Source organism: Planotetraspora mira, assembly GCF_016863275.1.
Lineage (GTDB): Bacteria > Actinomycetota > Actinomycetes > Streptosporangiales > Streptosporangiaceae > Planotetraspora > Planotetraspora mira.
In genome coordinates, this window is the sequence record NZ_BOOO01000001.1 from 21,797 (window position 1) to 34,481 (window position 12,685).

The 12,685-nt window shown below is 68.9% G+C and carries 11 protein-coding genes; 5 read left to right on the top strand and 6 right to left on the bottom strand.

Going from position 1 to position 12,685, the window contains the following annotated elements:
- Positions 1-32: 32 nt before the first annotated feature.
- The 3 genes from Pmi06nite_RS00125 to Pmi06nite_RS00135 all read right to left on the bottom strand — a co-directional run bounded on the left by Pmi06nite_RS00125 (position 33) and on the right by Pmi06nite_RS00135 (position 3,500).
- Positions 33-458 carry a PPOX class F420-dependent oxidoreductase gene (locus Pmi06nite_RS00125; RefSeq protein WP_203950705.1) on the bottom strand — a complete coding sequence of 142 codons (426 nt, stop codon included), beginning with the start codon at positions 456-458 and terminating at the stop codon, positions 33-35.
- 511 nt (positions 459-969) lie between these two features.
- Positions 970-2,730, bottom strand: a complete 1,761-nt coding sequence (locus Pmi06nite_RS00130) for a thiamine pyrophosphate-binding protein (RefSeq protein WP_203950706.1) — start codon at positions 2,728-2,730, stop codon at positions 970-972.
- Entirely contained in the window at positions 2,727-3,500 is a 774-nt protein-coding gene (locus Pmi06nite_RS00135) for a cyclase family protein (protein ID WP_203950707.1), read from the bottom strand. Before Pmi06nite_RS00135 ends, Pmi06nite_RS00130 begins: the two co-directional genes overlap by 4 nt.
- A 344-nt stretch (positions 3,501-3,844) precedes the next feature.
- On the opposite strand from Pmi06nite_RS00135, the gene dhaK reads away from it, so the two are divergent.
- The 3 genes from dhaK (at position 3,845) to dhaM (ending at position 6,029) form a co-directional block, all read left to right on the top strand.
- Entirely contained in the window at positions 3,845-4,864 is a 1,020-nt protein-coding gene (gene dhaK, locus Pmi06nite_RS00140) for a dihydroxyacetone kinase subunit DhaK (protein ID WP_444544140.1), read from the top strand.
- A 104-nt stretch (positions 4,865-4,968) separates the two neighbouring features.
- Entirely contained in the window at positions 4,969-5,598 is a 630-nt protein-coding gene (dhaL, locus tag Pmi06nite_RS00145) for a dihydroxyacetone kinase subunit DhaL (RefSeq protein ID WP_203950708.1), read from the top strand.
- A 56-nt stretch (positions 5,599-5,654) separates the two neighbouring features.
- Complete coding sequence (dhaM, locus tag Pmi06nite_RS00150; RefSeq protein WP_203950709.1) at positions 5,655-6,029, top strand: dihydroxyacetone kinase phosphoryl donor subunit DhaM; 375 nt, start codon at positions 5,655-5,657, stop codon at positions 6,027-6,029.
- Positions 6,030-6,507: 478 nt separating this feature from the next.
- Here dhaM and Pmi06nite_RS00155 read toward each other — a convergent pair whose 3' ends face one another.
- Positions 6,508-6,759 (bottom strand): Smr/MutS family protein, encoded by a 252-nt coding sequence (locus Pmi06nite_RS00155; protein ID WP_203880454.1) that lies wholly within the window; start codon positions 6,757-6,759, stop codon positions 6,508-6,510.
- A gap of 248 nt (positions 6,760-7,007) precedes the next feature.
- Here Pmi06nite_RS00155 and Pmi06nite_RS42460 point away from each other — a divergent pair, with 248 nt between their 5' ends.
- Entirely contained in the window at positions 7,008-10,340 is a 3,333-nt protein-coding gene (locus Pmi06nite_RS42460; protein ID WP_275409526.1) for a S8 family serine peptidase, read from the top strand.
- 47 nt (positions 10,341-10,387) lie between these two features.
- On the opposite strand, the gene Pmi06nite_RS00165 is transcribed toward Pmi06nite_RS42460, so the two are convergent.
- Positions 10,388-10,816, bottom strand: coding sequence for a CBS domain-containing protein (locus Pmi06nite_RS00165; protein WP_203950710.1), 429 nt, complete (start codon positions 10,814-10,816; stop codon positions 10,388-10,390).
- Positions 10,817-11,068: 252 nt separating this feature from the next.
- Here Pmi06nite_RS00165 and Pmi06nite_RS00170 point away from each other — a divergent pair, with 252 nt between their 5' ends.
- Complete coding sequence (locus Pmi06nite_RS00170; RefSeq protein WP_203950711.1) at positions 11,069-11,716, top strand: 4'-phosphopantetheinyl transferase family protein; 648 nt, start codon at positions 11,069-11,071, stop codon at positions 11,714-11,716.
- Here Pmi06nite_RS00170 and Pmi06nite_RS00175 read toward each other — a convergent pair.
- On the bottom strand, positions 11,696-12,661 hold the full coding sequence (locus Pmi06nite_RS00175) for a cation diffusion facilitator family transporter (RefSeq protein ID WP_239113471.1): 966 nt from the start codon (positions 12,659-12,661) through the stop codon (positions 11,696-11,698). The genes Pmi06nite_RS00170 and Pmi06nite_RS00175 overlap by 21 nt on opposite strands.
- Positions 12,662-12,685: the final 24 nt, after the last annotated feature.

Below are 12,685 nucleotides of genomic sequence, written 5' to 3' on the forward strand. Positions count from 1 at the left end.
AGCCCCATCGTTCACGGATTTTCAGAGCGGCGTCAGGTCGCCATGTCCCGGAACGCGATGACCCGGTCGATTCTCAGCCTGACGACCAGTTCGCCCGGCACGCCGTTGCGCTCGCCGAACTCCTCTGCCCTGTCCTGGCCCATGTAGCGGCCGCCGAGCGCGGACGCCCACTTGATCAGGTCGTCGAGGTCGGACGAGATGGTCGCCTCACCCTCGATCATGACGAAGGCGTACGGAGTGTGCTCGTCGTCGACGCACAGGGTCGCCCGGGGATCACGCCGGAGCGCCCTCCCCTTCACACCGGTCTCGCTGGTGTTGAACACCACGTCGTCGCCGTCGAGGACGAACCAGATCGGGGTCACGTGGGGCCGGCCGTCCGCACGGGTGACCGCCAGTTTCCCGGTCCGGGTACCCGTCATCACGAACTCGCGCCACTCGGCATCCGTCATGGCTTCCATCCCTCAAACCTACGCCCACCCCCCTCCACCGTGATCACGCACGCCTCCCGCGTGATCATGCACAGCCGCCGCGTGATCATGCACAGGTTCGGTGATTGCGCCGCCGACCTGCGCAACCCCGCGCCGTGATCATGCACAGGTTCGGTGATCAGGTCGGCGAGCAGCGCGAACGTCTTTCGTGATCATGCGCAGATTCGGCGGCATGACCGATGACCAGGCACGATCACGTTCGTGATCATGCAGATAGTCACTTATCCTTGCCGAGCCGGGATTGCATGATCACGGAGTGATTCCGCGCTGGCCAGGTGGCACCTGTCCGATTCTGCGCATGATCACGGAAGACGTTTCCACAGGCCAGGTGCCCCGTGAACGAATCCGTGCATGATCACGCCGGGCATCGGCGCAGGTCGGCGGCGTAACCGCCGAACCTGTGCATGATCACGGCTTAGGTTTGCGCCGGCCGGCACGGCAATCACCGAACCTGTGCATGATCACGCGGGGGGTTAGGGGGTCAGTGGCCGCGGAAGGCTTCTTCGAGCCACCAGGCGCCCTTGTCGGCCGTCACCTGGGCGTGGACCACCAGGGGCTTGTCCCTCGGGCCCTTGAGCCACTCGGCGACGTCCGCCAGATCGGCCCTCTCCCGTACGGCCACAGCCTCACAGCCGAACCCTCGCGCGATCGCGGCGATGTCCACCGGCGGGAACCTGACCGTGTCGAGCGGGAACCCGTCAGGCCCGAAATGGTGCACCTCGGCCCCGTACCCCTGATCGTCGTAGACCACGACCACCATGGGGATGCCCAGCCGTACGACAGTCTCGAGCTCCCCGACGCTCATCAGCAGGCCGCCGTCGCCCAGCGCGGCGACGGGCAGCCGGTCAGGCCGGGCCAGCGCCGCCCCGATGGCGGTGGCCAGGCCGAGCCCGACCGATTGGAACGCCTGCGTGAAGCAGAAACCGCTTCCGTCGGGGACCGACATGAACATCGTCGGATACCCCATGAAGTTGCCCGAGTCGATGGACACGACCCTCTCCTCGGGCAGGAGATCGTCCAGCTCGATCGACAACGTCCGGGGGTCGATCCGGCCGTCCCCGCTCAGATCCTCGTACGGAACGTCCCGCCAGCGGACCTCACGGGCGATCCGCCCGGCGAGCTCGGGGCCGCGATAGCCGGTCGGCGCCTCACCGGGCTCGGCCGGGGCCAGCAGGGCACCCACCGTCCGCGCGGTCTCCCGCACGTCTCCGACCACGCCCAGGTCGACCGGGCGATTGACGCCGATGGCGTCGGGGTCGATCTCGACCTGGACGACCTTGGTGTCCGGCCCGATGAGCGTGCCGTGCCGCGTGGTCCACATCGTGAAGGAGCAGCCCCATCCGACGACGAGGTCCGCCGCGCCGATGAGCTCCGCCGCAAGCGGGGACGCGAACCCGCCGCTCACGTCCAGATCCCACGGGCTGCCGTGGAAGTGTCCCTTCGCGACCGCCGAGGTCGCGAACAGCGCGCCGACGCGCTCCCCCAGAGCCTCGAGTTCCTTGCGGGAGCCGCGCGCGCCGCGTCCCGCCACGAACACCGGGCGCTCCGCGGCCGCCAGCAGGCCGGCCAACTCCGCCACGGCTCCGGAGACGCCGGGTCCCCCGCCCTGCGAGCCCGAGACGATGGGCTCCTCCGCGCTGGACTCCTGTACGCCCGGGAAGGTCAGTCCCCATGGAGGCGGGACGAGGCCCGCCGCCTCCTGGCGCCTGCTCCCGCGGCCCGCGCGCAGTTCCTGTACGGCGTGCACGACGTCGTCGGGCAACTCTTCGGCCTGGACGTCGAGGGGCAGGTTGAGCAGCACCGTGCGGCGGCCGAGCAGGGCGGCGAGGTAGGCCATGACCGTGTCGTCCACCACGGTCTCCGCCGACCCCACCCTGGCCCCGTGCGCGCCGACGGCGGCCGCGAGCGCGGCCTGGTCGATCCGGAAGTTCGAGCGCGGCGAGGTGGCCTCGGCGGCCAGGACCAGCAGGGGCGTACGGCTCTTGGCGGCCTCGGTGACGCCGGTCAGGGCGTTGGTGAGGCCGGGCCCCTGGTGCACGCTGAGCACCGCGACGGTGCCGCTCATCCGCGAATAGGCGTCCGCCATGGTGGCGGCGCCGCCCTCGTGCCGTGCCGCGACGTAGCGGACGCCCTGCTCGGTCAGGGCGTTGGTCACGTGGAAGTTGCCGCTCCCGACGACGCCGAAGGCCGCGCGGACGCCCAAAGAGGCGAGCACGGTGCCGACGGCCTCCGCGACGTTCATCTCTCCACCAGGGCGAGGACGCGCGTCGGGCTGCCCGAGCCGCCGACGATCGGCAGCGGACCCGCGATCACGACCGCTCCCGTGGGCGGCAGCCTGTCGAGGTTGCGCAACTGGGTGAGGCCGTACTTGCCGGCTCCGAGCAGGAACGAATGACACGGGAAGGCGGGGTCGAACGAGTGCGCCGCGCCTGCGTCGGTGCCGACGGTCTCCACGCCGAGTCCCGCGATCGGGGTCTCCTCGGCGAGGTAGCGGGCGCACTGGACCGAGATGCCCGGGGTGTGGGGCCCGGTCTCGTCGGCGTTCAGGAACTCGGCCTGGTCGTGCGCCCGGACGTCCCAGCCGGTCCGGTAGAGGAGCCAGCCTCCGTCGGGCAGCGGGCCGTGCTCGTCCTCCCACTGCTTGACGTGGTCGATCTCGAGGAGGAAGTCGGGGTCGCGCCGCGCCTCGGCGACGAAGTCGAGCACCACGGCGGGGGCGATGAGCTTGGAGACGGCGACCTGGGAGATGTCCTCCCCGTCCCTGGCCGTCACCCAGTGATTCGGGGCGTCGAAGTGCGTCCCGACATGTTCGCCGGTCGTGAAGTTGTTCCAGTACCAGGCCGGGCCCCGGTCGTCGTACCGGCTGATCTCATGGAGCGCGAAGGGCACCGTCTGCCCGAACTGCTCGGGTAGCAGGAGGATCGGCGTCGTCCCACTCAGCGGCGCGGTCAGGTCGAGCACCTCGATCCCACCGGTCCGGATGCTCTCCACAAGTTCGCGCAGCACCGACATGCCGACTCCCATCTGTCAGGATGGGAAGATCCTCCTACACCCCACTCCCGAATGCCAGATCAGAATCGGCCCGCTCTGGTTCGGCGTCCGCAGTCCCGAATCACATTCCACATGTGCCGAACTTACGTCCACATCACACAGTCGACGCCAATAATTCGGACTTATTGGCATAAATAGACATTGGGCATAGCATCGGAAAACCTGGTCTACCCAGACGACGGCACCGGTGTTCCGAGCCCCCAGAGGGTCCGAACGACGGTTCGTTGCGGCTCGGCGTACCTGACATCGCGGGATGCCCGCGGCGCGACCGCTTGCCGTCATCGCGGACGGGGCACAAGTGGGCCTTGAGAACGGACAAGGACGGCGTGGTCATGAAGAAGCTCATCAACAGCGTCGACGCGATCGTCACCGACACCCTCCACGGCGTCGCGGCGGCGCATCCCTCGCTCCGCGTGGACATCGAGAACCGGGTGATCTACCGGCGGGACGCGCCGCGGCCGGGCAAGGTCGGGCTCGTCTCCGGCGGCGGTGCCGGCCACGAGCCGCTCCACGGCGGTTTCGTCGGGTACGGCATGCTCGACGCGGCCTGTCCCGGCGAAGTCTTCACCTCACCCGTCCCCGACCAGATGATCGAGGCCTCCAAGGGGGTCGACGGCGGAGCCGGAGTGCTCCACATCGTCAAGAACTACACGGGCGACGTGCTCAACTTCGAGATGGCGGCCGAGTTGTGCGCCGACGAGGGCATCGAGGTCGCCAGCGTCCTGGTCAACGACGACGTCGCCGTCCAGGACTCCCTCTACACCGCCGGCCGCCGCGGCACGGGGGCGACGTTGTTCGTGGAGAAGATCGCCGGGGCCCTGGCCGAGACCGGCGCCCCGCTCGCGGAGGTCGCCCGCCTGGCCCAGGAGGTCAACGAGCGCAGCCGGTCGTTCGGAGTCGCCCTGTCGGCAGGCACGGTTCCCGCCGCCGGCAAGCCGACGTTCGACCTGTCCGACACCGAGATCGAGCTCGGCATCGGCATCCACGGCGAGCCCGGCCGCACGCGCAGCACCCACCGGGAGGCCCGCGAGATCGCGCGGCTGGCCATGGACGCCATCAACGACGACGTCCCCCTTTCCGGCGACACGCTTGTCCTGCTCAACGGGATGGGCGGCACTCCGCTCCTGGAGCTCTACATCGTGTACGCGGAAGTCGCCGCCTACCTCGAGGAGAAGGGCGCGACAGCCGTACGCTGCCTGGTGGGCAACTACGTCACCAGCCTCGACATGCAGGGCTTCTCGGTCAGCGTCTGCCGTCTGACCGACGAGCTCACCCGGCTCTGGGACGCTCCGGTGGAGACGCCGGGGCTCCGCTGGGGTCGCTGATCCTCACTCTCCCCGACTCCCGCCCGGGACCCTCGCCGGAAGGCGACGATCGAAGCCCGCGGAGAACCCTCTGACAGGAAACGCCGTGCAGCAAGGAGCCACCGTTGGACACATCCTTCTTCCTGGCCTGGATCAAGGAGGCCGCGACAGCCGTACAGGCCGAGCGTGATCACCTCACCCAGCTCGACGCCGCGATCGGCGACGCCGACCACGGCGCCAATCTGGACCGGGGCTTCGCGGCCGTACGGCAGGCCTTGGCGGATACGCCTCCGGAGACGCCGGGCGCGGTCCTGGTGCAAGCCGGCTCCGCGCTGATCCGCAAGGTGGGAGGAGCATCCGGCCCGCTGTACGGCACGGCCTTCCGCCAGATGGGCCGGGCGCTGGGCGACGCCCCGGAGATCACGCCTGCCGGCCTGGTCACGGCGCTGGAGGCGGCCCAGGAGGGGGTCCAGAAGCTGGGCGGGGCAGCCGAAGGCGACAAGACCCTGGTGGACGCGTTCGCTCCCGCCGTCAGAGCCCTGGCGCAGGCCGTACAGGACGGGGCGAAGCTGGCGGACGCCCTGGAGACGGCGACGACCGCCGCCGAGGAGGGCGCGCGGGCAACCGTCCCGCTGCAGGCGCGCAAGGGACGGGCCAGCTATCTCGGCCCGCGCAGCGTCGGGCACGAGGATCCGGGAGCCGCGTCGACGGTGCTGATCTTCACCGCGCTGCGGCGGGCGGCCGGGCAGGCGTGATGGACGACCAGGCTCAGGCCGCGTCTCAGGCTCAGGCTCAGGCTCAGGCTCAGGCGATGGTCGGGATCGTCATCGTCTCGCACAGCGCGAGGCTGGCCGAAGAGGTGGCGGCGATCGCCCGCGAGATCGGCGGGGAGAACGTGCCGGTGGCCGCGGCCGGAGGCACCGACGACGGCGGTCTCGGTACGAGCCTGGACAAGGTGATCGCGGCCATCGAGAGCGTGGACCAGGGGATGGGGGTCGTGCTGATCCCCGACCTCGGCAGCTCGGTGCTGACCGCCAAGCTGGTCGAGGAGCCGGGGTCCGTGGTGATCGCCGACGTGCCGCTGGTGGAGGGCGCCATCGCGGCGGCGGTCACGGTGGGCGGAGGGGCGTCCCTGCCGGACGTCCTCGCATCCGCCGAAGAGGCCAGAACCTTCCGCAAACTCTGACCCGACCCCCTCCGCGTGATCATGCACAGGTTCGTACGGATGGCTCCTCACGTGCGGAAACCTCGGACGTGATCATGCACAAATTCGGGTCAACGTCCTCCCACCTGCACATTTGTCGAGCGTGATCATGCGCAGATTCGGAGAAGACGCCGCTGAACTGCGCCGTCGTCAATGGTGATCATGCAGGGTTCCGGGACGGAGAGCACATCCCGATCACGTGGTACGGCCGGCAGGAACTCGCATGATCACGATCGGAGTTCGCGCAGGTCAAGCGGCACTTCTCCGAGCCTGTGCGTGATCACGTTGAAGGTTTGCGCACGTGAGACGAGCTCTGCGCGAATCTGTGCATGATCACGCAGAGAAAACGCGCAGGTCAGATTCATCCCACACGAATGTGTGCATGATCACGGCAACAGTCTGGGCAGGTCAGGCGGCGGGTCGGCGAACCTGTGCATGATCACGCGGAAAAAAGGGGGGGTTACCAGCGGAAGTAGACGAACAGGCGGCCGTGGTTCTTGGCGTCCTTGTCGATCCGGTGATAGAGCGCCTTGATCTCCTTCTGTTCCAGGAATCGCAGCACTTTCTTCTTCAGCTGTCCCGAGCCCTTGCCCGGAATGATCTCCACCTGGGTGGCCTTCTTCTGGACCGCCTCCTGGATGATGCCGCGCAGCGCCCGGTCGATCTCGCCGCCCTTGTTGTAGATGTCATGGAGATCCAGCTTGAGCTTCACGGATCAAGTCTAAAGGGCCGCCGCCAGCCCAACCGATTACCAAAAGACCCCGTCAAATTGCCGTAAAAAACGATCTAGCCGCATAAATGATCGTTAGTTAGACTCCCTGTCAGGATCGGCCGCCCACCCGGGTGGCCGTTCGCTCGTCGCCCACCGGGGAGGGGCTCGTACCTTCCCATGCCATCTGGGCGGCGCGACGCCTCCATTCCTGTGTGCCTCGAGTGCCTGCAGCACTACAGGGAGGTGTCGTGTCAAGGAAGCCCCCGCCTACCTTCTTACGCGCCGGCGCGGTCGTCGCCGGACTCGGACTCATCACGGCGATGATCCCCGCAGGGTCGGCCGTCGCCGACCCAAGCCCCTCGCCGACACGGACATGGAGCGTTACACCGGTCGCCGTCACCGATCAGGTCCAAGGCGCGACCTCGGACAGCGGCCGGCTGGCCGAAAGCGACCAGGCGCTGCTCAAGTCCGTCTCCCCCGCACCCGTCAGCGTCGTGGTCAAGCTCGACTACGACGCCGTCGCGGCCTACAAGGGCGGCCTGCCCGGCCTGCCCGCCACCAGCCCCTCGGTGACCGGCAGGTCGCTCGATCTCAAGAGCGCCGACGCCGCCAAGTACCAAAAGCACATCGAGGACGTCGAGAACACCTTCCTCAGCGAGCTGAGCAAGAAGATCCCCGGCGCGAAGGTGGGCCAGAGACTCCGCACGGTCTACGGCGGCGTGGCCCTCACGCTCCCGGCCGACAAGGCGGCCGGCCTCCTCAAACTCCCCGGTGTCGCGGCCGTCCAGGAGGACAAGCTCGAACACCCGCTGACCGACTCCAGCGCCGAGTTCATCGGCGCGAACACGATCTACAACCAGCTCGGCGGCACGAAGTCCTCCGGCAAGGGCGTCATCGTCGGCATCCTCGACTCGGGCGCGTGGCCCGAACACCCCTCGTTCGCCGACCCGGGAACGCTCCCGGCCCCACCGGCGAAGGCCGACGGCACGCCGCGAACGTGCAATTTCGGCGACAATCCGTTGACTCCGGCCACCGACGTCTTCGTCTGCAACCGCAAGCTGATCTCCGGTCAGGCGTTCCTCGAGACGTACAAGGCGAACGCGGAGACTCCCGAGGTCTACCCGGACAACGCACGTGACTCCAACGGGCACGGCACGCACACCGCGAGCACCTCAGCCGGCGGCCCGGTCGAGCACGCCAACCCTCTCGGCATCGACCGCGGCGCGATCCACGGCATCGCCCCGGCGGCGCACGTGGCCGTCTACAAGATCTGCGGCGCGGAGGGCTGCTACCAGACCGACTCCGCCGCCGCGGTCGCGCAGGCCGTCGCCGACGGTGTACGGGTGATCAACTTCTCCATCTCCGGCGGAGCCGATCCCTACAGCGATCCGGTCGAGTTGGCCTTCCTCGACGCGTACGCCGCAGGCGTGTTCGTCTCGGCCTCGGCGGGCAACTCCGGCCCCGGCGCGGGCACGACCGACCACCGCAGCCCCTGGGTGACCACCGTGGCCGCCTCGACGCAGTCGAGGACGTTCCAGTCGACGATCACCCTGACCGGCGGTCCCACGATCAAGGGCGCCTCGATCACCTCGGGCGTCGCGGCCCCGCTGCCCGTGGTGCTGGCGTCGGCTCCGCCGTACAACGACGCGCAGTGTCTCCACCCGGCGCCGCCCGGGCTGTTCATCGGCAAGATCGTCGCCTGTGAGCGCGGGACCAACCGGGTCCTGAAGGGCTTCCAGGTCAAGCAGGGCGGCGCGGCCGGAATGATCCTCTACAACACGACGCCGCTCGACATCATGACCGACAACCACTGGCTGCCGGCCGTGCACATCGACAAGCCGGAGACCGACGTCCTGCTGTCGTGGCTGGCGTCCCACCCGAACACGACGGCCACCTTCACCCAGGGCCAGAAGGCCACCTGGCAGGGAGACGTGATGACCACGTTCTCCTCCCGGGGACCCGGCTCCGACTTCCTCAAGCCGGACGTGACCGCGCCCGGACTGCACATCCTCGCCGGCCAGACCCCGACTCCCGAGTCCGCGCTGGAAGGCCCCCCGGGGAACCTGTACCAGGTCATCGCGGGCACGTCCATGTCGTCGCCGCACGTCGCGGGCGCCGGCGCGCTGATGTTCGCCCTGCACCCGAAGTGGACTCCCGGCCAGGTCAAGTCCGCGCTGGAGACCACCGCCACCACCAAGGTCACCAAGCCGGACCGCACCACCCCAGCCGACCCCTTCGACTACGGCGGCGGCCGCATCGACCTGTCGAAGGCCGGGGACGCGGCCCTGACGCTCGACGAGAGCGCGGCGGACTACCGCGCCTCGGCGAACGACCCGCTGAACCGGATCGACCTGAACCTGCCGTCGGTGAACGCCCCGGTGATGCCGGGCGTCATCAGCGCCAAGCGCACGCTCGTCAACACCACGAACAAGACGTTGATCTACACCGCGACGGGCACCACGGTCAGCGGGGCGAACATCACCGTGCTGCCGCCGCTGTTCACCGTCAAGCCGGGCAAGAGCGTCGGCATCACCATCGTCATCACCGCGCCGGACCTGCCCACCGGGCAGTACTTCGGCCAGGTGAACCTCAAGCAGGTCGGCGGCAACCGGGCGCAGCACCTGCCGGTGGCGTTCTTCCGCCAGGAGGGCGCGGTTCCGATCGACCAGACCTGCTCGCCGTCGGACATCGCGAAGAACTCGGGGACGTCGACCTGCACCGTCACGGCGCAGAACAACACCTTCGACGACACCGAGGTCACCGCGCTGACCACCCTGGACGGCAGGCTGCGTCTCACCGGGGCCACCGGCGCGACCAAGGTCGGCAGCCAGATCGTGACCGCCAAGGCCACGCTCACGGGCAGGCAGCCGGCCAGGCCGGTCATCGCCCCAGGTCAGAACCCGGCCGGAGGCTGGCTCTCCCTGGCGGACTTCGGCATCGCGCCGATCCCCGTCGGCAACGAGTCGGCGGTGAACCTCAACGTTCCGGCGTTCGTCTTCGCCGGGCAGACCTACAACAGAATCGGCGTCGTCTCCAACGGCTACGCGGTCGCGGGCGGCATCACCGACCCGGCACAGATCCAGGCCACGCCGCAGACGCTCCCCGACGCCACCCCGCCGAACGGCGTGCTCGCGCCGTACTGGACCAACCTGGACGGCACCGGCACGCCGGGCGTCTACGCCGGCTTCCTCACCGACCAGGTGAACCGCTGGCTGGTGCTCGAGTGGCACGTCAATCTCGCCGGCACGGCGGACCGGAAGGTCTTCCAGCAATGGATCGGCCTGAACGGCGCCGAGGACATCACCTACGCCTACGACCCCGCAGTCCTGCCGGGTGACCCCGGTGCGGCGGGCCTGACGGTCGGCGCGGAGAACGCCGACGGCACAGGGGGCAGCCAGATCAGCGGGCCGCCCACGCAGGACTACCGGATCACCAGCACGCCGGGGGCTCCGGGAGAGACGTTCACCTACTCCTTCACGCTGAAGGGCGTCTCCTCGGGCACCGGTTCGGTCACGACGGCCACCTCCACCCCACAGGTGAAGGGCATCACGGTCGAAGTGGACAAGATCACGGTCAAGTGAGACGAGGGGCCCGGCGGTCAGACCGCCTGGCCCCTTTCCTGCCCGTCTCACCTGTGGATGTAGCCGACGAGGGCGTCCTTCTCGGTCTCCAGCTCCTCGATGGTGTTCTTCACGACGTCACCGATGCTCACGATGCCCGCGAGCCGGCCGTTCCGTACGACCGGTACGTGACGTATGCGGTGGTTGGTCATGGTACGGCGGAGCTCGTCCACGTTCGCGTCCGGAGCACAGGTACGGACGTCGGACGTCATGATCGACGACACCGGATGGCCGAGGATGCCGGCACCCTGCTCGTGCAGCCGTCGCACGATGTCCCGCTCGGAGACGATTCCCGCGATGGTCGCCCCGTCGTCCGAAACCACCACCGCGCCGATGTTGAGCTCGGCGAGCGTCGCCAGCAACTCGGTCACCGTGGCCTGTGGGCGAACCGTCGCCACGCTGGTCCCTTTACCCTGCAAGATCGAACCGATGAGCAACCGACACCGCCTTTCCGGGGCCCCGAGGGAAGATCCCCGACTCCCGCCCCGACCGGCCGGTGGGAGCGGATCAGCCTGTTTTCCCAGGCAACAGCGACCGAGGTGGCCCGTCAAGTCTCCTGACTCACTACATGTTAAGTATCACCTTTCGCTTGAATATGTACCGGACCGATACCGTCCGGCCGGATATCGGAGTCACCACCTCCGCCACCAGTTCACTTGATCGTCATACGGCTCCCCTAGGGTGAGCGCGTGCGCCCCCCACTGGCCGTGGCCGGCTACACCGACGAGGTGCTCGAGGTCGTCGGCGGCACGCTGACCGAGGCGGAGCGCACCCGCGCGGACCGGTTCACCCGCAGGCAGGACCGTCTGGACTTCATCGCAGCCCACCTGCTCGTACGGCACTGCGCGGCGGAGATCCTCGGGACGCGGGCCTGCATGCTCACCGTGGTGCAGCGGTGCGAGCGGTGCGACCAGGCCCATGGCCGCCCCCGGCTCGCCGAGGCCCCCGAACTCTCGGTCACCCTGGCCCACACGTCGGGATACGTCTGCGCGGCCGCGGGCTACGGCCGGGTGGGCATCGACGCCGAGCACGCGACGCCCGGCCCTGCGGACCAGAGCCTCGCGGCTCTCGCGCTGACCCCGGCCGAGGCCGCCCTGGTGGGCCGGGACAACACCAGGCTCATCCGGCAGTGGGTGAGGAAGGAGGCCCTGGTCAAGCGGGGCGAGCTGACCCTCGACCGGCTGCGCGAGGTCGACCTGTCCGCGCTCCCCTTCGACGGCGGCCCGTCGGGCGACCTCGAATGGGAGGGACGTCACTTCCTCGAGTGGAAGGCCGGCACCGTGATCGCGACCGCCATCACCGACGAGCCGGGGAAGCTACGCCTCCTGGGCGGCTGACCGGCCGGGGGTCGGGTCGAGGAAGACCTGCTTGATCTCGGGGAACCGCTCGGTGAGGCACTGCTCCACCCGGTCGGAGGCCAACTCCAGCCGCTCCCCCGTCGTCTCGTCGAGGAAGTCGATCTTCGCGGCGACCATGACCTGGTTGGGGCCCATCACGACGGTGACGAGGTCGACGACGCCTTCCACCTCGGGCTGGGCCACGAGCACGGTGCGGATCTCGTCCTCCAGCACGGTCGAGGCGGCCTGGCCGATGAGCAGGGAGGCGTTGGTCTTGATCAGGGTGAGCGCGACGCCGAGCAGGAGCAGGCCGATGGCGATCGACGCCACGCCGTCCCAGACCGCCGAACCGGTGACCTGGGACAACACCAGGCCGAGACCGGCGAGCACGAGACCTGCCAGGGCCGCGATGTCCTCCAGGATGACCGCCTTGAGCATGGTGTCGGCGGTCCGGGAGAGCAGCCGCCTCGAGGTCACCTGCTGCCGGCCGGCTTCCTTCCTGAGCTGCGACCACCCCCGCCACAGGGAGACCGACTCGATCACGAAGGACACGGCGAGCACGATGTAGGAGACGGCGACGTCGCCGAGTTCCTCGCCGTGGCTGATCGTGTGCCAGCCGTGCGTGAGTGAGAAGCCCGCGCCGACGACCATGGTGAAGCAGGCCGCGATGATCGCCCACAGATAGCTGGCCCGGCCGTGTCCCAGCGGATGCCGCCGGTCGGCGGGGCGCTCGCCGTGCCGGATAGCGGTGAACAGCAGCACCTCGGTCACGGTGTCGGCCGCCGAGTGGGCCGCCTCCGACAACATCGACGCCGAGGAGCTGATGAGGCCGGCCACCAGCTTCGCCAGCGCGATCGCGAGATTCGCCGCGCCGGCGATCAGGACCGTGCCGAGGCTCTCGCTGCTCTCGTTGGTCTCGCCCGCGCCCATCGCCACTCCGTCCACCCTGCTCAATCAGTGCGATCTTAT

What these genes read in the sequence shown, in the direction of transcription:
- Pmi06nite_RS00130 (WP_203950706.1), bottom strand. Translation starts at nt 2,730, where the DNA reads ATGAACGTCGCGGAGGCCGTCGGCACCGTGCTCGCCTCTTTGGGCGTC.
- dhaM (WP_203950709.1), top strand. Translation starts at nt 5,655, where the DNA reads ATGGTCGGGATCGTCATCGTCTCGCACAGCGCGAGGCTGGCCGAAGAG.
- Pmi06nite_RS00125 (WP_203950705.1), bottom strand. Translation starts at nt 458, where the DNA reads ATGGAAGCCATGACGGATGCCGAGTGGCGCGAGTTCGTGATGACGGGT.
- Pmi06nite_RS00135 (WP_203950707.1), bottom strand. Translation starts at nt 3,500, where the DNA reads ATGTCGGTGCTGCGCGAACTTGTGGAGAGCATCCGGACCGGTGGGATC.